Raw genomic sequence first — 23,001 nt, 5'->3', positions numbered from 1 at the left:
ACGTATCCGGCCACGTCGAATGGTTTTTCCCGCCACGAGGGCGGGTGTGGCGGGTGTTTCTGCCGGTGTGTCAGGGGCCGATGTTCTTGAGCGCCTCGCGTACGGACAGGGGCGCGAGCCGCCCCTGTTCCCGGGCGACGAAGGCCCGTACCGCCTCCGGGTCCGTCTTCGCGTACTCGCGCAGACACCAGCCGATCGCCTTGCGGACGAAGAAGTCGGGATGTCCGGACTGCCGTACGCAGTAGGCGAAGAGCCGCTCGGTGTCGGTCGTGTCCTTGTAACGCAACTGGTGGAGCAGGGCCGTACGGGCGACCCACAGGTCGTCGTCCTCGATCCACGCGTCCATGTCGCTCTTCAGCTTCGGATCGGCGGCCACGAGGCCTCCCACCACGTGGGCGGCGAGTGCGTCGACGGTGTCCCACCAGGAGACCGTGCCGACGAGATGGCGCGTCACCGGGAGGAAACCGGAAGAGAGTTGCCTCACATGGCGGCGCAGGTAGTCGACGGCGAAATAGTGATACTCGCGCTCCGGCAACGCCCAGCAGCGCAGGGCCACGGCGGTGCAATCGGCCTCTTCAGGGGCCGCTGTCCCGAGGAGGACCGTGCGGGACAGCGTGCGGCGATCGGGCGTGGTCAGACCGAGGAAGGGGGCGACGTCCTTCATGTACGCGCGCATGGACACGGCCCGTTCCGGATCGGCCGCCGCGCCGTAGGTGGCGGTGAGTCGTTCCAGCACGGTGTCCGCGAGGGAACTGTTCGGCACCTCGAACCGCGCACCCGACGTTCCGGAAGCTGTGACGCCCATGAGACGAACCATACGGCGATCACACACACGGGTCGGTTAGTGTCGCCGAATGCTCGATGCCACCACCCGCTCTGGGGGCACCGCCACAGCCGTTCCCCCGGCTCCCGTCGCTGAGCTCTCCCTTGCCGCGGAGTTCGCCGTCTCCACACCCACGGGCCTCGCCGCCCGTTGCACGAGAGTCCTGCTCTCGCCCTGGTCCCGGCTCTCCCTGCTGCTGGTGCTGCTCGCGGCGGCCGCGTCGAGCGTGCTGCTCTTCGAACCGCAGCGGCTGCTCTCCGACGGCTGGCCGCCACAGCTCAGCGGCGCCGCGGCGGCCGTGGTGTTCGCGGTGGCGTACGGACTGTGCACGGTGGCGTTCGTGCCCAGGCCGCTGCTCAACCTCGCGGCGGGCGCGCTCTTCGGCTCGCAGCTGGGCCTCGGCACCGCGCTCGCGGGCACGGTGCTCGGCGCCGGCGTGGCGTTCGGGCTCGGCCGGATCCTCGGGCAGGACGCGCTGCGCCCGCTGTTGCGCGCCCGCTGGCTGAAGGCGGCCGACGGACAGCTCAGCCGGCACGGCTTCCGCACGATGATGATGGCGCGGCTGTTCCCCGGCGTGCCCTTCTGGGCGGCGAACTACTGCGCGGCCGTCTCCCGCATGGGCTGGCTGCCGTTCCTCCTCGCCACCGCCCTGGGATCGATCCCGAACACCGCCGCGTACGCCGTCGCGGGGGCCCGTGCCTCGGCGCCGACCTCCCCCGCCTTCCTGATCGCCATGGGCTTCATCGCGCTGCCGGCCCTGGTCGGCGCGGTGGTGGCCTGGCGCAAGCGCCACCACCTGCGCGGACACTGATCAGCCTTCCGCACGGCGGCTCTCGGGAACCCCGGACGCCGCGGGCCGTCCGCGATTACACGGCCTCGATGACCATCGCGTTGGCGAGTCCGCCCGCCTCGCACATCGTCTGCAGCCCGTAGCGGGCTCCGCGCTCGCGCATCGCGTGCACGAGGGTGGTCGTCAGCCGGGTGCCGCTCGCGCCGAGCGGGTGGCCGAGCGCGATCGCCCCGCCGTGCACGTTGACCCGGGACAGATCCGCGCCCGTCTCCTGCTGCCAGCTCAGGACGACGCTCGCGAAGGCCTCGTTCACCTCGAAGAGGTCGATGTCGCCGAGGGTGAGCCCCGCCTTTCGGAGCACCTTCTCGGTGGCCGGGACGACGCCCGTGAGCATCAGCAGCGGGTCGGAGCCGGTGACGGCGAAGCTGTGCAGGCGGGCGAGCGGGCGCAGGCCGAGCCTGGCCGCGGTCTCGCTCGACGTGATCAGCACGGCCGACGCGCCGTCGTTGATCGGGCTCGCGTTGCCCGCCGTGACGGACCAGTCGATCTGCGGGAAGCGCTCGGCGTAGGCCGGGGCGTAGTAGGCGGGCTTGAGTCCGGCGAGTATCTCCGTGGTGGTGGCGGGCCGGACGCTCTCGTCGCGGGTCACGGACTCCAGGGGCGCGACCTCGGCGTCGAAGAGGCCCTTGTCCCAGGCCGTGGCCGCCTTCTGGTGGGAGCCGACCGCGAAGGCGTCCAGCTGCGCGCGCGACAGGCCCCACTTGGCGGCGATGAGTTCGGCGCTGATGCCCTGCGGTACCAGGCCCTCCGGGAAGCGCGCCGCGATCCCGGGTCCGAAGGGATCCTCGGTACCTCGGACGTTCGAGCCCATGGGCACACGGCTCATCGACTCCACACCGCAGGCGACGACCATGTCGTACGCCCCCGACAGGACACCCTGGGCCGCGAAGTGCACGGCCTGCTGGGACGAGCCGCACTGGCGGTCCACGGTGGTGGCGGGCACCGTCTCGGGAAAGCCCGCCGAGAGCGCCGCGTAGCGGGTGATGTTCGCGGCCTGCTCGCCCACCTGGCTGACGGTCCCGCCGATGACGTCGTCGATCAGCGCCGGATCGACTCCGGAGCGCTCGACGAGGGTGCGCAGTGTGTGGGCGAGGAGCTCCACGGGGTGGACGTGGGCGAGGGAGCCGTTCGGCTTGCCCTTGCCGATGGGGGTGCGTACGGCTTCGACGATGACGGCGTCACGCATGTTCGATCTCCAGACTCACTAAGTTTGTTTTCCAAACCCACTAGGTGACTCAAGAGTAACCCAGTGAGTTGGACAATCCAACCCACCCCCTAGACTGGTGGCATGAAGGACGCCCGCCCCTGTTCGATCGCCGACACACTCGCTCTCGTCGGCGAGAAGTACTCCCTGTTGGTACTGCGCGAGGTGTCACTCGGCGCCACCCGCTTCGACCAGCTCGTCCGCAACATCGGCGCACCGCGCGATGTGCTCACCGCCCGCCTGAAACGGCTCGTCGACGCGGGCGTACTGGAGAAGGTCGAGTACAGCGACCGTCCGAAGCGCTACGAGTACCGGCCCACCCGGGCCGGTCTGGAACTGGAGCCGGTGCTGCACACGCTGATGGCGTGGGGCGACCGCCATCTCCAGGAGGGCGGTTTCCGTCCCATGGTGCTGGAACACACCTGCGGCCATGAGCTGGTCCCGCAGGTCGTGTGCCGGGAGTGCGGCGAGGTGGTCGAGCACGGCCACCTGACGGCCCACCCGCAGACCCCGGGCTGGACGGCGACGGGGCCTGCGGTGGCGTAGGGAGGGGCCTGCACTGGCTCAGGGACGGACCTGCGGTGGCGCGGGCCCGGAAGAACCCCCGTAGGGGCTAATCGGTCCCTTTGTATACGTCGAGCCGTCCGCACATCCCGAACTTGCCGTGCGCGGACGGCTGTTCGGCCCGTACGAGGGCGTCGGCGAGGTGGGAGACGTCGCCCCGCTCCAGCCGGTCGAGCTGCTCTCCCGTGGCCGCGGCGGCGGCCTCGGCACCGCGCCGCCACCGCTCGCGCCAGGCGGCGAGCCGGGGCCGCACCAGCGCGGCCGCGGCCCGGTGGAACGCGGCGAGCGGCTCGGGCCCGTCCGCCGCGCGCAGCGCCCGGTAGCACTCCAGGGCGAGGTCCCGCCGGGCCCGGGCGACCCGCTCCTGCTCCGCCTCGGGCGCGTCGGCCGGGATGACCGTCGCGGCCGCGTACGTCTCGGGGTCGGTCAGGTACTCCGGAGGCAGGGTGAGCACGGCGTCACCCGCTTCGGGCAGGCCGTTGTTCTGCATGAGGACAGTGATGCGCAGGTCGTCCTCGTTGACCAGGCGATGGATGGTGCCGGGCGTGAACCACGCGACGGTGCCGGGTTCGAGCGGCGTGACCTCGTACCCGGACGTCGTCAACGTCTGCACCGCTCCGCGCCCGCCGGTGACGACGTACGCCTCCGAACAGGTCAGGTGCAGATGGGGGGTTCCGCCGGAGACCCCGTCGGCGGCGGGCCAGTCGTACACGCACAGGTGCGAGACGGCGACGGCGCCCGGCAGCCCGCTGAACACCGGGGTCTCGTGCGCGCCGCTCACCACGGGTGCTCCTCCAGGTACTTGACGACCTCCTCGCGCTCCCAGGCCCCGTCGGCCACGACGACGCGGTAGCGGCGGGTGAGGGTGTCGCCAGGGGCGAGTTCGAGCTCGTCGAAGAAGGCGGACGAGGGGGCGACGGCGGCGAACGGATCGTTGCGCACGAACCAGTGGGCCGGGTGGGCGCCCGCCTCCCCGGTGTGGTCGTTCTCGGGAGCGTGCGCGAAGACGAGGGTCGCGTGGCCGTCGGCGCCGTCGTGCTCGCCGGAGTACGCGAGCCAGGGCGCCTGCTGCCCCATGAGGCCGGGCCCCTCGGAGTCGGGCCCGATGATCCGGCCGTCCCGGAAGGCACGCGGTCCGCGCCAGAACAGGCCCGTGTAGCCGGCCATCTCCCGCCCCGCGGTGGTCGGGCTGCCGAAGCGCAGCGCCTCGTCCCGCCGGTTGGTGACCGCGGTCGTCCAGGTCAGCGCCCAGGAACCCGACGCGGGATCGACGTCGTGCACCTCGACGCGGCGCTCCTCCTCTGCCCACAGCTCACCGTCGTACGGATGCCAGGTGAGGCGCTCGGCGATGACCGCTCGGCTCCCGTCCGAGGCCACCTCGTCGAAGCCGACGTGGGCCATCGACCCGACGCGCTCCGGGAGTTCGAGGTATCCCTCCCCGTGGACGTACGTGTTGCCGCCCCACAGGTTGGAGCCCGACAGGTGGGAGGCCGTCATCTGCAGACCCTTGTGCCAGCGGTGGTCGTTGGGCCGGTAGTCCGTGACGATGTCGCCGGCCAGCGTCCTGAGGGGGTGCAGATACGGCTTGGGGGCCTCCCAGGCCGCCTCGGGCCGGTAGACGTAGCTCAACAGCTCCACGCCGGTGGTCGTGTCGCTGATCGTGATGCGATCGCCATGGGCGTGGACGATACGCAGCGCACCCTGCGCGGACTCGGTCATGCCGACACCTCCTGACTCGCGGTGGACGCGGACTCGCCGGTGGACGCGGCGGCCGGCGCCCAGCCCGGCGCGCCCCCGTGCAGGGCCGTGTAGAACGGGTCCCCGGGCCCGACCTCCCCCGCGCGGACGGTCGTGTCCGTGAACGCCGACTTGTAGAGCGCGGTGATCAGTTCCAGGCTGGTGCGCCCGTCGGCGCCGCTGCTGCGCGGCCGCTCCCCCGCGCGCATGCTCGCGACCAGCTCCCGCAGCTGCTCCAGATGCGAGCTGGGTACGTCCGTACCGAAGTCACGCCAGGCCGCCACGTCCTCGTCGGACACGTCGGGGGCCGGGGTGATCCGCCAGTTGTCGTTGCTGTGGCCGTAAAGGTGCGTGAGCTCGACGGTGGCGCGCTCGCAGTCGATACGGATGCGGCTCACCTCGTCCGGGCTCAGGACGCTGTTGACGATCGTGGCCAGCGCGCCGCTCTCGAAGCGGACGAGGGCGGTCGAGACGTCCTCCGTCTCCACGTCGTGCACCAGGCGCCCGGCCATGGCCCGCACCTCGCTCCACGGTCCCATCAGGTCCAGGAGCAGGTCCATCTGGTGGATGCCGTGTCCCATCGCGGGCCCGCCGCCCTCGGTCTCCCAGCGCCCGCGCCAGGGCACGGCGTAGTACTCGGCATTGCGGTACCAGGTGGTCTGGCAGTGCGCGACGAGCGGGCGCCCCATGGTCCGCTCGGCGATGAGGCGCCGCACGTGCCGGGACCCCGAGCCGAACCGGTGCTGGAAGACGATGGCCGCGTACGGGCCCCCGTCCTTCCCTTCCTGCGCTTCGACGGCGTCGAAGTCGGCGAGCGTCAGGACCGGCGGCTTCTCGCACCAGACCCAGGCCCCGGCGCGCAGCGCGGCGACGGTCTGGTCCCGGTGCAGGGTCGGCGGGGTGCAGATCGCGACCAGGTCCGGCCGCTGCTCCTCCAGCATGCGGTCCAGATCGGTGTACGCGTGCGGGATGCCCGCCTCGGCGCTGAACTTCCGGACGGCGTCCTCCGCGATGTCGACCGCGGCGACGATCTCCGTCTCCCCCTCTTCGGCGAGCCGGGCGAGCGCGGGAACATGGCTCCCGCGCGCGATGGCGCCCGTACCGATGACGGCGGCCCGGATACGGCGGCCCTCGAACGAGGTCGCGGGGCGGTCGGGGGCGGACTCGGTGCTCTTACTCATGTACGTGATCAGCGCTCCACCGGACGTGACGTCAGACGTTGGCCAACGCATGGTGTCACCGAAGCGGAACCGGCGGCAGCAAGCGCTTTCTCCTCCGCTGCAACGTATGCGCCGGTCCAGCGGCAGGTCAACACCCCGGTCACACCGTGGACAACGTTGCCCACCGGGTCGGCACAAGACCGTCACCGCCCGCCCGCGGTCCGCCCACCGCCCGCCCACTGTCTGCGCACGAAACCCCTGTGGCAGAGCTGCCCTTGGGGGACGCTACGCTGCCACCAACACCCGTGATCACCGCCCACAGCGGCTCGACGTGCCCGTCGCCCCTCTCCGATCAGCGCTTGGACCACCTCACTTCATGTCTTGGTTTGAATCCCTCATCCTCGGACTCGTCCAGGGGCTGACCGAATTCCTTCCCGTCTCCTCCAGTGCGCATCTGCGCCTGACGGCGGCGTTCTCCGGCTGGGAGGACCCCGGAGCGGCCTTCACCGCGATCACCCAGCTCGGCACGGAGGCGGCGGTACTGATCTACTTCCGCAAGGATGTCGGCCGGATTCTCGCGGCGTGGTTCCGCTCGCTCACGAACAAGGAGATGCGCCGGAACCACGACGCCCAGATGGGCTGGCTGGTCATCGTCGGCTCCATACCCATCGGCGTGCTCGGTCTGACACTCAAGGACCAGATCGAGGGCCCGTTCCGCGATCTGCGGATCACCGCGACGATGCTCATCGTGATGGGCGTGGTCATCGGCATCGCCGACCGGCTCGCGGCGCGCGACGAGACCGGCGGCAAGCACCGGGCACCCAAGCAGCGCAAGGCACTCGAGGACCTGAACGTCAAGGACGGCCTGCTGTACGGCCTCTGCCAGGCGATGGCCCTGATCCCCGGCGTCTCCCGGTCCGGCGCGACCATCAGCGGCGGCCTCTTCATGGGCTACACCCGCGCCGCGGCGGCCCGTTACTCCTTCCTCCTCGCGATGCCGGCCGTGCTCGCCTCAGGCACCTTCGAGGTCAAGGACGCCACCGCGAACGGACATGTGGCGTGGGGGCCGACCATCTTCGCGACGGTGATCGCGTTCGCGGTCGGATACGCCGTCATCGCGTGGTTCATGAAGTTCATCTCGCACAAGAGCTTCATGCCGTTCGTCTGGTACCGGATCGCGCTCGGTGTGGTGGTGATTGTGCTGGTCAGCATGGGTGCACTGAGCCCGCACGCGGGCGAATCCGGCGGCTGAACCAGGGCCGCGCAGGTAGCGCTATCTAGCATTTCCTAGCGCCTGATTGCAGCACCACGCCATGATCATCTCCCACTTGTCTCCCACTCATCTCCCACCGGGGAGGCGGGATACGTCCCACTAGGACGTGTGCGTCCGCAAAGCGGTGGATGACACGGAGGGGCCGCACGTCCGTGCGGGCCCTTCCCTGCAGAGGGTGGAGCGGGTCAGCTGAGCTTCATGTCCGGCCAAGGCCGCGACCCTCGCTACGCGGAAACGCAGCCGCTCGCCCCCCGTGTCCCAGGCATCGCCGGCGAGGTCGTCCAGCGCGGCGGCGGCCGTGACGATGAGCCGGTCGAGGCGCGCTTCCACGTCCTCCCACGTGTGCGTCACCTCGACTGCCTCACCGTGCGGACCCGTGCCCAGTGCCCCGCGATGGCGACTTCCCCCATGTCCCCGTTGATCGCGAGGACCTGGAGGAGCCGGATGTCCCCAGCCGCTGGCGATCTCATCCGGCGCGCGGCCATGGAGCTGGTGCTCCACACCGCCGCGCCGTGAAGGGCCTCCGCGGCCTCGCCCAGCTCCTGACTGGGCTTGAGCACGCGCACCGGCTCCGCCGCACGCCGCCCATCCTCGAAAGGCCCCTCCACCAGGCCGGTTCACGGACGCTCCTCGCCTGCTGTTCGGCCCATGAGATCTGCACCGTCCCGCGCCACCGCGCACAGTGCCGTGGGCCGAGCCACACCCGATGGTGGCCCGAGGGCCGGCACACCGGGATATGACTGGACGACGAGGACATCGTCTGCGCTGAGGCCTGGCCGATCCTGCACGACTCGCGGTGTACAGGGTCGCCCACAACGCCATCAATACTGCGAGGCGATCTTTGAAGCTGATCGCACAGCTCGCGGCGAGTCAGATATGGTGCCGAAATCGCAGCGGCGTCTCGCCATGGACATCTTCGAGTTCCGGTGGTGTCCCTTAGGAGACATTTTGCTGCCACTGGCCGGACGCGACAACGCCGCTGATCGCCGAAGCCCCAGCAAGACACCGATGAGCTGCGTCAATGCACCAGCCGGGACACGCATCGGCCTCCACCAAGACCCTTGACGGCCTCACACGAGTAGGCCCAGTCCCCGACGCGGAACAGCGGCGCGGGAGCGGTCAGCCGGTTCGCCACCAGTACCTCGATGACCTGGCCGTGCGTCAGGTCCGCCCGCGAATCCGGTGGCCGCAGCCCGTCGACGATCCACACGACGTCCAGCCGACGCAGAACCTCGGCAGCGACAGGCAGAGCGCCCAGGCGCTTGGTCACCACGGACTCAACCACGACCTCCACGCGAGGGCGTTCCGTCCGCCCGGACGACACTCCGGGCCGTCTACGAGACGGTCCTCAAACCACGCGGTTGGCTGCGGCAACTGCGGGTCGGGCAAGGGCGGCAGAGCTCGACCTGGTACCTCGGCGACGGCAGCCAACCCCAAAGCCCTTACTCCCGCTCTCCCGACTCAGGGCGGCGCCAACCTGGAAGACCGACAGCGACCTCCGGGCTTCCTGCCCCTCAGGAGCGAACAGGCCGTTCTCAGACCTCCCAGGGATCTTGCTGGTCGAGCGCAGCCAGCACGCGAGTCGGATCGTCGATCAGATCGAACAGGCCGCTGGTCCGTCGCGCCCACTGCTCTGGATCCTCTCCCTCCGCGAACGCCGCGGCCGACGCAAACGGGGCCTGGAGGTTGACCGGCAGTCTGCCAGCCAGGGACGCACCGAGCTCTCGGCCCAGGACGGCTCGCGACGATGACGGCCGCATGCAGCGGGCCAACTTGCCGGTCGCCGGGACGGCAGTGCCGCTCACGCCCTCGAGAGCCGCAACGGCATCGCGCACCCAGCCGCCATCCCAGGTGTCGGGGAGCGGAACAGCGATCCGCTGAACGCCGGCGATCGCGTCCCTCCCCAGCGCGAGCGAGAGCCCTCCCGGATCCTCGTGGTAGTTCAGGTAGCGGGCGACGTCGACGCCCGGCGGGCAGACCTCGTCGAGCACGACGTCGCCGACGAAGTTGCCGGGGTCGACGAGCCACCCCTCCCGCACCACGACGTATGGCTTCAGACGGACCCGATACAGATAGAACTGGCTGCGCCGGTCGGCCTGGTCGCGGATCCGACGCAGCATGTTGTGGAAAACGGCCTCGTACGTACCGACGTGGAGGGCCTTCGCCCGCTGGCGCGCGTCCCACGCGGAAACCCGCTGCTCTCCGCCCATCCTCCTGCGGGTCTCGGGAGTCAAGACGGCTGCGGGGTCGAAGTGCCGCGTCGGCCAGTCCGGCTGCGTGCTCGTGTGGTACCAGGAGAACTGCGCGACCCTGTCGTCGTCGAGCGCCCGGTCGCCGGAGTCGACCGTCACCCGAGGCGAGTCCTCGTGCTCGCAGGTCATGCCGCAGCCGGGGCAGGTCTCCTTCGCCTGCTCCCACCGATCGAACCAGTCCAGATCGACGCACCACCGATGATCGCAGCGCCCACAGAGCATCTGCCGCTCGCGCCAGAAGTCAATCCGCCGTTCCACAGCACCATTCTCCGGAAGCGTCCGACGGAGAACCAGCCTCAGCCGAGGGTCTCGAAGCCGCCGGAACTCCGCTTCCGCGGCATCTGCTTCGTCGCAGAGCAGGCCGACGATCCGCTCCGCGGACCTGCTGGGATCCTCGGAACGCAGCTCAGTAGCGCAGCGAACGCCGTACCACTTGCCCGCGAAGGCCATCTCGGCGTTGAGCAGGCACTCGGACATGGCTGCGAGACAACTGCTCATACCTCAACCCAACGGGCGGATGCGCCTGATGCGACGAGACCCCGGCAGATTCGGCGGGGCCTCGTCGCGCTCCGAGGATCCAGCAGCGGCCGAAACAGATCCAACCCGCCACACCTCTGACCACTTTGAGCCAAGTAGGCACCTCTGTCCCTTCAGCATCAGATACTGCTTTGACTCGCGGCGGTCGCACGAGTGCGTCTGCCCGTGAGCGGGGTTGGAACGATGTCGGGAGTGCGATGCAGCTGATCCATGCCACCGTGATCAATTTCCGCGCTCTGGACAAGGCGGACGTGCGGATCGATCACCAGACCACGCTCATCGTGGGACGCAACAACAGCGGCAAGACGTCGTTCGTAAACCTCTTCGAGAAGTTCTTCGGTGACGACGACACGCGCTTCGTGCTGGAGGACTTCTCTACCTGCCGGATCCCTGACATCGAACAGGCCCTTCAAATCTTCGGTGAAGCACAGAGACATGCGGCTGAAGGCGATCAGGAGACGCGGGAGGGCCTGCTGGCCAAGGCGTACGAGCTCGTGCCGTCCATCCGGCTGGGACTCACGATCGAGTACGCCGAGGATGATGACCTCGCTCCGCTCACGGACGTGATCCTGGACCTCGACGACTCCTGTTTCACAGTCAAGATTGAAGCGGCGCTGGAGGCAGCGAGGCCGCACGACCTGCTCAAGGACTTCTGGACTGCGAGTCACAGGCCGAAATTCGAACCCATCAAGTGGCTGCGCAAGAACTTCACGGACTACTTCGTCTCCGTCTTTCGAGCAGTGAGCCCGGTCGATGAGAAGGTGACGAAGGAGATCAAGCGCAGTGCCGCGCAGGCGATCGTCTCGGTCAAGTTCGTCTACGCGCAGACCAAGGTCGACGACACCCCAGGGGACAAGGCCCGCACCCTGTCCAAGACGTTCGAGACCTATTACAAGGTCAAGAGCGGGCCTGGGGGGCGTCATCAGAGTATCGAGCAGATCGAGGATGCCCTGGCCGCAGCGTCGCTGGAGCTCGACACCAGCTACAAATCGCTGTTCGACCCGGTCTTCGAGGACCTGCGTAGTTTCGGGGTTGGGACGATCACACCTGTCGAAAAGCCTCGCATCGTGTCTCTGATGGAGGGCTCGGGCATCCTCAGGGGCAGCACGCGGCTCCAGTATCCGTCTGGAGACGGCGACTTCCACCTTCCCGAAGGCCACAATGGGCTCGGCTACAGCAAGCTGATCTTCACGATCCTGCAGGTCATCAGTTTTCACCAGGCCTACGAGCGTGCTGCCCCGAAGCCGGCGCTCCAGGTGTTGTTCATCGAGGAGCCGGAGGCCCACCTGCATCCCCAGATGCAGGAGGTTTTCATCAAGAACATTCAGGACTTCATCAAGCGCAAGGCCCCGTGGAAGGTGCAGGTGGTCATTACCACGCACTCTTCGCACATCGTCGCCAGCGGCGGGTTTCACTCAGTGCGGTACTTCGACCGCTCCGAGCCGGACGGCAAGGTCAAGGACCTCTCTACTTTCCAGGCGAAGGTCAAGGCCACTCCTGACGGTGACGAGACACTGCGGTTCCTGCGCCAGTACATGGTCCTGCACCGTTGCGACATGTTCTTCGCCGACAAGGTGATCCTCATCGAGGGCACCGCGGAGCGACTGCTGCTGCCTGAGATGGTCCGTCGGTGCGCCGAAGGCCTCCTGCACCAGTACGTGTCGGTGATCGAGGTCGGTGACGCCTACGCGGTCCGGTTCCGTGAACTGCTCGACTTCCTCAGCGTGAAGACCTTGGTCATCACCGACATCGACTCCGTCAGCCCCACAGATCAGAAGGCCTGCCCGCCGAGCACCGCGCAGGCGGTCACCTCGAACTCCACACTGAAGAACTGGCTTCCGGGTCATTCCAGCATCGCGAAGCTCCTCGACGTCGGCGCGGACGCGAAGGAGCACGGTCATGTGCGCGTGGCCTACCAGGTTCCGGAGAAGCAGGCAGGCGTCTGTGCACGCAGCTTCGAGGACGCCTTCATCATCGCCAACGCCGCAGTCCTCGCCCGAGACCTGCGGCACCTGGAGCTGAAGAGAGCCTTCGTTCAGGAAGTCGGGGCCGACCCCGCCCCTGAAGACATCGAAGGCCATGCGTTCGCCATCGCCAAACGGCTCTCCAAGCACAAGACCGACTTCGCGTTCGACGTCATGCTCCTGGAGGACTGGGCCGTCCCCCGCTACATCGCCGAAGGACTCCAGTGGCTAGCCTGAACACCCTCGAAGCCGTGGTCGAGGAGCTGGACGCCCGGCGCAGCTTCCTCGTGGAAGCAGGGGCCGGCGCCGGCAAGACAACCGACCTTGTCCACGCCCTTCAGTACCTCCTTAACCGCCGGCGTTCGGAACTTGAGGCGAACGGTCGGCAGATCGCCTGCATCACATACACGAACGTCGCCAAGAAGAAGATCCTTGAACGCATCTCGGCGGACCCGCTCGTCGCCGTCGGCACGATCCACGAGTTCCTCTGGAGCGTCATCCAGGCCTACCCGCGTGAGCTCTGGCAGCAGATCCTCGACTACAACGAGACCCTGTCCAAGCCTGAAGACCTCACTGAGGTGGCCGCTCCCTCAACGATCGAGTACTCCGACCGCGGGCGGAAGCTGAGCGAGGGCCGCATATCCCACGACGATGTCATCGCTCTGTCCCTGCGGCTCGCCGCTAGCCACCCCAAACTCATACGCATCATCGCCAGCAAATATCCGGTCATCTTCGTCGATGAGTACCAGGACACCTCGCCGAAGACGATCGACCTGCTGCTGAACCACCTGGCAGGAGTAGGCAAGGAACCCTGTGTGATCGGCCTTTTCGGCGACTCGATGCAGAAGATCTACCGATCCGGCGTCGGTGCAGTCCGGCACGACAAGCTCACGCCCATCACCAAAATCGAGAACTACCGGTGTTCGCGCCCTGTAGTCGACGTTCTCAACAAGATGCGGCCCGAACTCCGCCAGCAGGCCTCCGGGAAGCAGCAGGAGGGCGAGGTACACCTCTTCCTCAGCACCGACGTGCCGCCGGGGCCACGACGGCTGGATGCCGCTCAAGCCACCCTCGCGAGCACGGGCTGGTCGCTTGAGAGCTCGAAGTATCTCTTGCTGACCCATCGTGGCATCGCGGGCACCCTCGAATACGCCAACCTGCTGGAGCAGTACCGGCAGCTCGGCAGCCACGGCCCCGATGACCTCATGGCGCGCAACGAGCCCTATATCCAGTACCTGACGCAGATCGAAGCCCTGTGCGCGGCCTACCAGGCCCGGGACTACGGGGAACTGACAGACCTGCTGGGCCAGGGAAAGAGACGCATCACCCGGCATACCGACAAGAGGATCATCAGCGAAGCAATTCGCGAGCTCGACACGGTGCGCGCGACCGGGACCATCGGTGATGTTCTGGACCTCATGGCCCACAGCCCCCTCCTGACCGTACCCGGAAGGGTGAAAGACCGCGAGCGCCGCAGAACCGTAGCCGACCTCGACGAGCGACACAAGCGACACAAGCGACAAGCAGAATTCTCCAACAACATCCGTGACGTCTCCTACCGGGAAGTCATCAGCGTCACCCAATTCATCGATGAACTCACGCCCTTTTCAACCCAACACGGCGTCAAGGGAGACGAATTCGAGAATGTCGTCGTAGTGATCGACGACTCCGTCTGGACCATGTACAACATCGGCAAGATGCTTGCCGGCACCGACAAACCTGAGCGCACCGAGCGCTCACGCAACCTCTTCTACGTCTGCTGCTCACGGGCACGCCGCGGCCTGGCCGTGGTCTTCATCAACGACCTCCCTGACGGAGCGGACACAACAGCTCGCAACTGGTTCGCTTCGGGCACAGTCCATCCGTGAAGGGCGCCCCGGGGCACCATCACTCGTGGCGAACGACGCGTCTACGCGGTAGAGGCCGCGTTACGCGCCTTTCGCCAAATGGCCTCGATACCGATCGCCACAGTCCCGCCGCAGGCCCTCGTCATCGCGCCCGTCAACACGATGCCGAGCCGACGCGAAAATGTGCTCTCATCCGGCCGCGTGACGGAAGCACTGTGTCCGCGTAGCAATACCACCGCACAGGCGATTTAGACCAGGGCTAGGGATGGCCCACACGTCCCAATCGGCCGGATATGAACTCCCCGGCCGTATAGTCGTTCCCTCGTTCAGCAGTCTGGAGAGCATCGGCGAAATTAACCGCATTGTCAGCGGCGAGGCGATCACCTTGGACCATGCGAGCCAGTAGCTTGTGGATGCTGAAGGGCGTGAGGTTGTGGTGGAGTGATTCAACGCGTGCGTTGTAGTCCTCGCACAGCATGCACGGGTCCATCTGCTGAAGCCGCTCCGCCATGGCCATGATCACTGACTCTGCCCAGTGTTCCACCGGATGTCTCAGGCTCCTACCGCTGCGCATGATGTCCTGAATCTCCACGACCCGCTCCGCCGCGACAAGTTCGTCGGTGTCTACGGGTTCTCCGAGCCAGTCGAGTTGCCGCAGCGCTGCTACCGCCAGGTCTTTGATGCCCGGTGGGCCCTGGCTTGCCAGGAGTTCCAGTTCGCCGACGACGACGTCCAGCAAGACGCGGCGCTGCGATACCAGTTCACCCTGGACCGTCTGGCGCAAGTTGTCATCAGCAGCAAGGGACAACAGCGAGGAGGTGTCGACGAACCACAGGGCAGGCTTTGCAGGCGCGGGAGTCGTCACCGCGCTGGCCGGCATCAGACGAGCACCTCGGGATCAGCTTCCATCACCGCATCCCACAGAGCATCGTCGTCCTCGCGTTGCAGCAAAGTCGCCACTACGCCCAGGCCCACGTGCTGGTTGCGTGCTGCGTCTACCGCAGCGCTCAAGAGACGCTCGGGCGCGCGGACTGTCTGCCGAACCGTGATCCCCGCACCAGTGGGAGCCACCGAGACGTGGCGTGTGACGAGATCTGTCACCCTCTGGCTGCGCAGGCGCTTGCTCTGATCGTAGGTGATCAAGCCCATGACGCAGAGCTGGTAGACCAGGGCCGCCAGGGAGACACCGAACTGCTCCATGAGTGCAACCAGGCTGCGCTCGGTGACACGTCCAGCACTTAGCCATTTCAGGGTCTCGCGAATGCCCTCCTCGGGCATCAGCAAGTGGCCCGCAAAGGCGTTGACACGCCTTTCTTGCAGATTGTCCGCGAACATGTCCCGCTCGCCCTCGTTGATGACGTCTCGAGGGTCACCGAGCAGGTGATGGCCCAGTTCGTGGGCGAGGGTGAACCGCACATGACCTTGGGAGAAGTCAGTGCTGGCCACGATCAGGGCCACACCGTCACCATGGATGCACAGCCCATCCGTCTGAGTTCCGAGCGGAGACAACGCTACGTCGACCCCGAAGTGCCGCTCGATCAGTCCGGGCAGGTCACCCAGCTCGTGCGACCCCAGACCAAGTTGGAGTCTCATTTGCTCGGCCAGGTGTCTACCCTGACGCTCGGCCTCGGCCTTGTTGCGCGGACGCTGGGAGAGTTCCTTGCGCGCGTAGTCGAAAACCTGCTGCCCTGCTGCGGTCGGCAAGGCGGGAGGCGGCGCCGCGCGCTGAGTCAGAACGTCCTCGACCTCAAGCAACTGCAGGGCGCGGCGCTTGGCGTTGCTGTCCTCGTCTGAGCTGGTGTCGCCGGCCAGCCGGTGAGCCATGGCCAAGGTCGGCCGGGAAGGCTGTCCGAGCAGATGGGCTACCGAGACGCCCAAGACCTCCGCGAACTTCGGCAGCTCCCGGACACCGATCTTGCGCCGACCGTTTTCGATCTTTGAGATTTGGTCCTTACCCAGCCCGACGAGTACACCGAGTGCATCACCCGTCAGCCCACGGCGCGTACGGGCCTGTCCGACTCGGCGACCGACGTCGGCAGGGCTTGCAGTCCGGGTCGAGGACTCTGCAGGAAGCAACGAACCCAGCGCTTCCATGCCTGTCAGTCCGCCTCGCATAGCCGCCTCCCCCCACGCCGTCCGTCTCTGCGCTACCAGTGTCGCAACTAATCTCCACTATCGCAACTATTTCTATGCCGAGGTTGCGAATCTAGGCCTGCTGTGACGCACTGGACGCCCGCCAGTGCCGCCACGGCCACTCTCGCACCGAATGCGACCACACGGCATGTCCAGGCCCAAGCCGTGTCGGCAGCATGCTCACCGCGTGACCCAATCAATGTGATGATCTACGTACCCGCGGATTTCGCAACCCTCGGGATAGAAGGAGCGCCACGCCGAGACCCCGCGCCTCTGGATGACTTCGCCGACCAGGGCAGAGTGCAGAGGAGGAGGCCCCCCAGCAAGATCCTCCCGGTCCTCTATTGAGGGTTGCTTGCTGCCAGGTCGTTGAGCACGGCGTTGACTGTGGACCAGCAGAGGTCGGCTGTGTCGAAGTCTGCGCTGTGTTTGGCTCGCTTCTCCGCGAGGGGGTGGACCAGGTTGCGGTAGGTCCGTAGCAGGTCCGAGGCCATTTTTGCGTCCTGGTCGATCCACTGGTTGGTATGGGCGTGCTGAATGAGGTCCTGCAGCCGTGTGTCGCGGGCAGGCCGGGGCAGCGGCACGGTTGCGGTTCTGACGTCGGCGGCGTGGACGAGGACGCCTTCGAGGAGGCTCCCGAGCATGATGACGGCGGAGGTGTAGGCGCCGTGTTCTTGGCAGATGCGGGCTTCGTCGAGGCGTAGCTGAACGGCGCGGGCCAGGTCGGGGTCGGAGACGATGTCGGTGATGGCCACTTTCAGCTCTACGCGCTGGGAGCGAGGGGGTTCGTCGGGGTCGTACTCGATGAGGAACGGCTGCCCTCTGCGGTAGTCGATGCGGCGGCCTTCGAGGGCGAGGACTTCCTGGAGGCGCTGGATGACGGTGTCGTAGTCGGCGGGTTGTTGTTGGTATTCCCGTCGGTCGGCCAGGCGCAGGATGACGCGCTCGGTGTCCCCTGATTGGTCTTCCTGCCGTTCGCGCAGGATGGTGTGGACCCAGCGGTGGCGCGGGCTTCCGTCGTGGTCGGGGACGTCTTCCCAGCCGGCCCGGCGGAGGAATGGAGCGAGTTCCCAGCCCGCTCGGCGTTTCATACCCGGCTCGTCACCGCAGACCATGGCGGCCAGTTCTTCGAGGGTGCTGTCGTCGAAGTTGTCCATGTCAGTGTTCCTCGCTGTCTTCGTCCGGCTCGCCGTCGTAGGGGTCCGCGTCTTCGTCGGGTTCGGCCTCGGCCAGGCCGACCGGAGTCCAGGGCATGTCGGTCGGCGCGTCATCGATGGATGACTCGCGGACCGTTCGGGGATGGATGCCCAGCTCGGTCAGGCGTTCCCACAGAGGTTCCAAGGCCTCGTCGGGTGAGAGGGCGAAGGCGCTGCTGCGAATGCGCCAGAACGTCCAGCCGGCGCGGCGAAGCTCCCGCTCGCGCTCGGCGTCGTCGTGGATCTGCTTCGGGGTGGAGTGGTGAGGGCTTCCGTCGCACTCCACTGCGAGGCGTCCGTGGCCTCCGGTGACCACGAGGTCGATGCGTTTTCCGTTGACTTCCCACTGGGGCACCACGTCGTAGCCGCGTTCCTTGATGCGCAGGAAGACACGCTGCTCGAAGAGCGAGTCGAAGGGCTCGCAGTGTCGGTCTGCACTGACGTGGGCGGGCTGGTGGGGGTGTGTGTAGGGCGGGGGTGGGCTCACCATGTAGGTGAGCAGGGAGCGCCTCAGGTCTTTGCTGCTGAGCTGGTCGATGGTCAAGGAATGGAAGAGCCACATCTGGTCGCGGGCCCGGCTGGCGGCCACGTTGAAGCGTCGTTCATGGTTCCGGCCGGTCGCGGCGATGACGTTGGCTCCGTCGACGACCATCGACAGGAGGATGACGTCGCGCTGGTCTCCCTGGAACTGCTCGGGTGTGCCGACGAGGATGCTGTGGCGTTCGCGGGCCGACACGTCGATGCGCTGGTCGACGAGGTCCTGTACCAGTCGTGTCTGGTCGCCGTGGCGCAGGATGATCACGCCGATACTGCGATCTGCGTAGGCAGGGTCCTGAGTGAGGCGCTGCAGTTCGTTGACGACGGCCTCCGCCTCCGGCCGGTTGATGAGTTTGTCCCGGCGCCCTTCGCAGTGCCCTTCGGGCACATGGACGACCTTCAGCGGCGGTAGGCGATCGGAGCCGTGCTGGCGCAGCAGGACCAGCTGATTGTCGGGATAGAACTGCATGGAGGACCATTTGATGATCTCCGGCATGCACCGGAAGTGCTCGGTGAGACGGATCACTTCGGTGAAGCGGGACTGCAGCAGTTCGTACAGGTTGGACTTGGGGTCGAAGCCTTCGCGCTGCCAGGGTTCGAGGCCAGCCATGCGCTCGTCGAAGATCTGGGTGATCCGGTCATGCTTGCTGCCGCTGTAGAACGGGGCGCACTGCCGGTCGTCGCCGACGACGATGATGCGGGGTGCGAGCCAGAGCAACAGCAGGCCGTCCAGGCCCACTTGGCTTGCTTCATCGACGATGACGACGTCGAAGGAGTCCGGCTCTGGACTGATCGTTTCCGCTACCTGGTTCAGCGGCATGATCCACGCCGGTACCGCTCCTTGCGCTGTCTGCATGGCTGAGCGCGCATGACGCTGGTGGCGTCTGCCGTACTCGGTGGTTCCCTGGCCTGCGTTAGCCACAGCGCTGGCGTACGCAGCCAGGGCCTGTTTGTGCTTGGTGGTCATGCGGCTGACGCAATGGAGTGCTGCGCGGTCGCAGACCAGCTGTTCCACCAGGTCGTGCAGCCGGTTTTGGATCTGGGTCAGTTCGCCTTCGAGCTGCTCTTCGCGTCCCTGGAGCAGGTGGGTGTCGAGGAAGTCCTGCGCCTGCCGCCAGGCCCAGGCCTGGGGCAGCACGGCGAACCGGGAGCGCCAGTGCGGTGCGAGGGGATCGCCGGCGAAGTCCTTGGCGAGTTCGGGGTGGGCCTCGGCAAGGCACTCGAAGAGTTTCCCGGTCTCGCGCCGGTCTGCCTCACGCTGGTATGCCGCAGCCAGTGCATCCACCGCCTGTGCGTAGGCCTGCGCATCACGGGCCGCTGCGGCATCCGCCGCGCGCTGCAGCTCGTCGACGCCATGCGGGTGGGGCGGCGGAAGGCTCTTGAGAAGCTCTTCGAAGCGTTGTGTTGCGGTCCTGATGTGCAGGAGTTGACGGGCCTGGGCCGTGGCCTGGCGGATGTCGCGCCACTGCTCGGCAGTGGTGACCGGTGTCTGGATCCCGTCGGCCAGCAGGGTTGCGTGGACCTGGCGGATGACCTCCACGCAGGTGTCGATGGCTTGCAGGATGACGGCCCTGTCCAGGAGCTCGGACGTCATCAGTTCGGCGGTGTCCTGTCCGACGGCCGATCCGACGCCGGTCCACCGGCCGCGCAGGGTCCGGGCGTGGGCACGCATCTCCAGTTGCCGTACGACCGCGGTGATGTGCTCTCGGCCGGCCGGCGCCATGCCTTCCACCCGGCACTGTTCGAGGAGGAATCGGGCTTGCTTGACGACGGCCGGCCGGGGCCATCGCGTGTTCAGTTTTCCGGTGCGCAGGACGTGTTGCTCCAGATTGCGGCCCGCGATCAGGAGTTCCTTCTCCTCGCTTTCGGAGAGGCGGGGGATCTCTACTTCCGGGAAGGAGGCAGCGGCTATCTCGTCGTGGGTCTGCTGTGCACGCTGTGAGGCGTTTCGGATGCTGTCCCACAGTTGCTGCCATCGCTGGGCAATGCCGTCCTGCAGCGCGCGCGTGGACCAGGTATCCGCCTGCCAGGAGGTGGGGTCCGCGGACAGCCCTACCCTCTGCAGGGCCTGCTGAGCTCGGTCGAGGAGCGCTTCCAGCACAATGAGCCGCGCGTCACCGTGGTCCGCCAGTTCCTGCGCCAGCGGTGTGACCGGCTCGCGGCCGACGGCTTCCTCGGCTCCTTGAAGTTCCGTGATGCAGCGGGAAACCTCCATCGAGTCCGGCAGCGTGGCAGGGTCCGGGCAGTACTGGATGCGGGCGTCGAGGAGTCCGGGACCGTGCTGGGTGACGAGCAGCCACAGTCGCTCAGCTTCGTCCGTGGTCAGGGGCGGGACCTGTGGGGCCTGGACATCCAGGGGCGGCAGCCACTGGCATTCGGCTGCGCCCTGTTCCACTGCCTGCACGATGTCGTCGAGCCGCCCTCGGTAGCCCGGCGCGATCTCGGGGTGCTCGTACCACTCGACCTCACGTACCTGACGCAGGCGGTCTTGGAGTTTGGCCTGCTCCGCCATGAGCTGGTGCCGCTGCGTCTGTTGGTCGTCGATGCGCTGTTGGAGCCGAGCAAGGTTCGTTGTCGCGTTCAGGTGCGCCAAGGCTCCCAGCGACTGGCTCAGATCGGAGTTACCGCCCTGCCACTGATCGCCTTGGATCACGCACATGCTGCGCAGCTTGGACGGCAGCTGGTCACGCAGCACATTCAGAGCCTGACTCTTCGCGCTGGTGACCAGTACTCGCTTGCCGTCCGCGAGGAGCGCGGCGATCAGATTGCCGATGGTGTGAGTCTTTCCGGTGCCCGGCGGGCCCTGGACCACGACACTGGTGTCGCGCTGCAGCCGGTCCAAGACATCGCGCTGGGCAGCGTTGGTGATCATCGGGAACAGCGGATCCGGTCCCAGTGCCGGCGGCACGGAGCCATTCCTGCTCCCCCAGGCCGTCCGGTGCTCCGGTTCAAGGTCATACAGCAGTTGCGCCAGTCCCAGAGGAGCCTGTGCTCCGGGACGTTTCAGCGCCCGGGCGATGCTCTCGTAGAAGCCAAGGACGGAGCGCCGACTGTGTTCACGCAGGATGAGCGCGGGCGCGAGATGCAGTGACCGCGTCTGGGGTTCAGCGGTGCGGTCGGGGTGCTGGCCGGTGGGGTCGAACGGGAGCACGCGGTCGACTCCGAAAGCCCGCTGCGCCCACGAGCGCACGGCCTGGGCCGCCCGGTCCGACAGCGGGTGGAAGGGGACGTCCTCGACAGCGGAGCGTACGACCCCCAGCAGCTCCGACGTGTAGCCGTCGGACTCGCTGAGGAAGTCGGTGTCTTCCAGACGGCCGGGGTGCTCCGGCACCAGAGAAACGGTCACGTTGATCGATGCCGGTTCAACGGTGAGGGTCACCGGTGTTGTCACGATGTGCCTGCGGACCCGGGCCGAGGGACGCTGGGCTCCGAGTTGCAAGAGACCTACGGCCAGGACTACTTCGAAGCTGTCGCTGTCCTGCTCGATCTTCTTGGCCATCCGGTACAGCTGCTGGTGCAGTCGCCGCTGCGGCTCGGCCGCCAGCTCTTCTTGCGACCATCGCATCCACTTGCCGGCCCACGTCTCGTACGCCTTGAGTTCCTCGGAGCTGCCGCTCTCCAGTGCCAACTGGCTCTCCTCCACAACCGCCTGGTCGTCGGCCATTTGACGGTCATTCGGTGTGGTGTCGATCAGGCCGGGAGGTTGCGGTCCGGCGGTGGCGGCGGCCTCGGCGGAGACCCTGCCATGCAGGATCGCCGGCAGCCGCGGTGCCTCTTGGGGCGGGCGGTGCTTGACCACCATGATGCGAGGATCAGCGTCCGCAGCACGGCGCACGGTCCCATCGGGAGCGTCCGCGAGCCACACCGTCTCCGGGTACTTGGCACAGTCGCGGATGGTCTTGGAGATGGCGCCCCGCACCAGCTCCTGCAGACAGTCGATCAATACGCGAGTGTCGCGGACGGCTTTGGGATCGCTGCCATCTCGTACTGCCGGGCGGGCCATCACATCCCCCAAACGCCTGCCACTGTGGCAAGCCTTTCAGGATCCATGGCCGCTGCACGCCAGGCAATGTGGGGGGACTCGCGCACAACCATTTCCGGACATGAAGACGGTCCGGTGTGCCTCTCTCTCGGTTCTGCCGGGCTATGAATGGAGCAGCGGCCGCAGCACGGCGCATCACGAGACGACACAGGCCCACGCTCAGAGAGGGAGACACCCTGGCCACAGCCTTCCGTCGCAGGTTCTAGCGCAAGCTGATGCGTGGACGGACCAGCCGCGGGAAGTGATCAACGTCCAGGGCGGGCGCCTGCCGCTCGCGGCCGGTGCGCGTGGTCACCGAGACACGGTGGGGAGGCAGCGGATCCATCAGCTCCGCCTTGGCTGTGACGTAGGGCTACGTTGCCTTCGTCGTCGGTGGTGAGCAGTTCCAGGAAGATCGCTTGTTCTTCCGTCGTCAGGTCCTTGAAACCACAGGTGATCTTGAAGGTGCTCGCGCGTCCGTCCGTTCCGACGTGGGCCCCGCCGCCGTCAGCAGGCAGAGCCGGATCGCATCGATGATGGCCGTCTTCCCGCTGTTCTCGCCGACGAGGACGTTCTTGGCGGGACCGAACTCCAGACACAAGCTGGCGTCCGCGTCGCCGTCGTTCCTCGGCGTCGAACCGAAGATCCGGAAGTTCTCCGCGTGGAGACAAGCCAGGGACAACGACGCCCCCGAGAGCCTGCGGCTCGCGCGCGCCCTCGACGACACAGGCGGTTGCAACCGCCTCAAGTTCCCCACTCTCACGCGGTTCTGACGCATCATACGATCAATCTCAACACTTGCGCCCGCTACCAAAATACATACCTACCGCTAGAAATGGGCACGTCAAATCACCTCGGCCGCCTCCAGTGTCAGGGCACGACAGTCAGAGCACCCTGGCGAGA

18 protein-coding genes are annotated in these 23,001 nt (G+C 67.1%); 5 read left to right on the top strand and 13 right to left on the bottom strand.

What is annotated here, in order from left to right:
- Positions 1 to 70: 70 nt before the first annotated feature.
- The gene (locus ACFZDJ_RS12225) at positions 71 to 805 is read right to left on the bottom strand and encodes a DNA alkylation repair protein (RefSeq protein WP_390937129.1); all 735 of its coding nucleotides are present in this window, start codon (positions 803 to 805) and stop codon (positions 71 to 73) included.
- Positions 806 to 854: 49 nt separating this feature from the next.
- Here ACFZDJ_RS12225 and ACFZDJ_RS12220 point away from each other — a divergent pair, with 49 nt between their 5' ends.
- Positions 855 to 1,634 (top strand): VTT domain-containing protein, encoded by a 780-nt coding sequence (locus tag ACFZDJ_RS12220; protein WP_360268322.1) that lies wholly within the window; start codon positions 855 to 857, stop codon positions 1,632 to 1,634.
- A 55-nt stretch (positions 1,635 to 1,689) separates the two neighbouring features.
- On the opposite strand, the gene ACFZDJ_RS12215 is transcribed toward ACFZDJ_RS12220, so the two are convergent.
- A complete protein-coding gene (locus ACFZDJ_RS12215) occupies positions 1,690 to 2,859 on the bottom strand; it encodes a thiolase family protein (protein ID WP_384907824.1) in 1,170 nt (389 codons plus the stop codon).
- A gap of 102 nt (positions 2,860 to 2,961) precedes the next feature.
- Between ACFZDJ_RS12215 and ACFZDJ_RS12210 the strand changes: the two genes are divergently transcribed.
- Positions 2,962 to 3,423 (top strand): helix-turn-helix domain-containing protein, encoded by a 462-nt coding sequence (locus ACFZDJ_RS12210; protein ID WP_168507045.1) that lies wholly within the window; start codon positions 2,962 to 2,964, stop codon positions 3,421 to 3,423.
- Positions 3,424 to 3,490: 67 nt separating this feature from the next.
- On the opposite strand, the gene ACFZDJ_RS12205 is transcribed toward ACFZDJ_RS12210, so the two are convergent.
- Genes ACFZDJ_RS12205 through ACFZDJ_RS12195 form a run of 3 tightly spaced genes read right to left on the bottom strand, consistent with a single transcriptional unit; the run spans position 3,491 to position 6,359 of the window.
- Positions 3,491 to 4,222: a cupin domain-containing protein gene (locus tag ACFZDJ_RS12205; RefSeq protein ID WP_390937124.1), complete on the bottom strand. Its 732-nt coding sequence runs from the start codon at positions 4,220 to 4,222 to the stop codon at positions 3,491 to 3,493.
- On the bottom strand, positions 4,219 to 5,160 hold the full coding sequence (locus tag ACFZDJ_RS12200) for a DUF6807 family protein (RefSeq protein WP_391058208.1): 942 nt from the start codon (positions 5,158 to 5,160) through the stop codon (positions 4,219 to 4,221). Before ACFZDJ_RS12200 ends, ACFZDJ_RS12205 begins: the two co-directional genes overlap by 4 nt.
- Entirely contained in the window at positions 5,157 to 6,359 is a 1,203-nt protein-coding gene (locus tag ACFZDJ_RS12195) for a Gfo/Idh/MocA family oxidoreductase (RefSeq protein ID WP_391058206.1), read from the bottom strand. The genes ACFZDJ_RS12200 and ACFZDJ_RS12195 overlap by 4 nt, the downstream gene beginning before the upstream one ends.
- Before the next feature lie 355 nt (positions 6,360 to 6,714).
- Here ACFZDJ_RS12195 and ACFZDJ_RS12190 point away from each other — a divergent pair, with 355 nt between their 5' ends.
- Positions 6,715 to 7,590, top strand: a complete 876-nt coding sequence (locus ACFZDJ_RS12190) for an undecaprenyl-diphosphate phosphatase (RefSeq protein WP_391058203.1) — start codon at positions 6,715 to 6,717, stop codon at positions 7,588 to 7,590.
- 368 nt (positions 7,591 to 7,958) lie between these two features.
- On the opposite strand, the gene ACFZDJ_RS12185 is transcribed toward ACFZDJ_RS12190, so the two are convergent.
- The 3 genes from ACFZDJ_RS12185 to ACFZDJ_RS12175 form a co-directional block, all read right to left on the bottom strand.
- Positions 7,959 to 8,171 (bottom strand): hypothetical protein, encoded by a 213-nt coding sequence (locus ACFZDJ_RS12185; RefSeq protein WP_358389609.1) that lies wholly within the window; start codon positions 8,169 to 8,171, stop codon positions 7,959 to 7,961.
- Between the two features lie 458 nt (positions 8,172 to 8,629).
- Positions 8,630 to 8,905, bottom strand: a complete 276-nt coding sequence (locus ACFZDJ_RS12180; RefSeq protein WP_358389611.1) for a DUF4277 domain-containing protein — start codon at positions 8,903 to 8,905, stop codon at positions 8,630 to 8,632.
- Between the two features lie 241 nt (positions 8,906 to 9,146).
- The gene (locus ACFZDJ_RS12175; protein ID WP_391058199.1) at positions 9,147 to 10,340 is read right to left on the bottom strand and encodes a hypothetical protein; all 1,194 of its coding nucleotides are present in this window, start codon (positions 10,338 to 10,340) and stop codon (positions 9,147 to 9,149) included.
- 257 nt (positions 10,341 to 10,597) lie between these two features.
- On the opposite strand from ACFZDJ_RS12175, the gene ACFZDJ_RS12170 reads away from it, so the two are divergent.
- Both ACFZDJ_RS12170 and ACFZDJ_RS12165 read left to right on the top strand, forming a co-directional pair.
- On the top strand, positions 10,598 to 12,601 hold the full coding sequence (locus ACFZDJ_RS12170; RefSeq protein ID WP_391058196.1) for an AAA family ATPase: 2,004 nt from the start codon (positions 10,598 to 10,600) through the stop codon (positions 12,599 to 12,601).
- A 14-nt stretch (positions 12,602 to 12,615) separates the two neighbouring features.
- Positions 12,616 to 14,232, top strand: a complete 1,617-nt coding sequence (locus tag ACFZDJ_RS12165; protein WP_391058193.1) for a UvrD-helicase domain-containing protein — start codon at positions 12,616 to 12,618, stop codon at positions 14,230 to 14,232.
- Positions 14,233 to 14,470: 238 nt separating this feature from the next.
- On the opposite strand, the gene ACFZDJ_RS12160 is transcribed toward ACFZDJ_RS12165, so the two are convergent.
- The 5 genes from ACFZDJ_RS12160 to ACFZDJ_RS12140 form a co-directional block, all read right to left on the bottom strand.
- Positions 14,471 to 15,091, bottom strand: a complete 621-nt coding sequence (locus tag ACFZDJ_RS12160) for a hypothetical protein (protein ID WP_391058190.1) — start codon at positions 15,089 to 15,091, stop codon at positions 14,471 to 14,473.
- Entirely contained in the window at positions 15,091 to 16,305 is a 1,215-nt protein-coding gene (locus ACFZDJ_RS12155; protein ID WP_391058188.1) for an ImmA/IrrE family metallo-endopeptidase, read from the bottom strand. Before ACFZDJ_RS12155 ends, ACFZDJ_RS12160 begins: the two co-directional genes overlap by 1 nt.
- Positions 16,306 to 16,685: 380 nt before the next feature.
- Positions 16,686 to 17,501, bottom strand: a complete 816-nt coding sequence (locus ACFZDJ_RS12150) for a hypothetical protein (protein WP_391058185.1) — start codon at positions 17,499 to 17,501, stop codon at positions 16,686 to 16,688.
- Between the two features lies 1 nt (position 17,502).
- Complete coding sequence (locus ACFZDJ_RS12145) at positions 17,503 to 21,228, bottom strand: AAA domain-containing protein (protein WP_391058182.1); 3,726 nt, start codon at positions 21,226 to 21,228, stop codon at positions 17,503 to 17,505.
- Between the two features lie 1,303 nt (positions 21,229 to 22,531).
- A complete protein-coding gene (locus ACFZDJ_RS12140) occupies positions 22,532 to 22,876 on the bottom strand; it encodes an AAA family ATPase (protein WP_390931869.1) in 345 nt (114 codons plus the stop codon).
- Positions 22,877 to 23,001: the final 125 nt, after the last annotated feature.

Origin of the sequence: Streptomyces sp. NPDC007896, from assembly GCF_042959425.1 — a bacterium.
Taxonomy (GTDB): domain Bacteria; phylum Actinomycetota; class Actinomycetes; order Streptomycetales; family Streptomycetaceae; genus Streptomyces.
The sequence above is the reverse complement of the archived record's forward strand: the minus strand, read 5'-3'. Positions and strand labels throughout refer to the sequence as shown.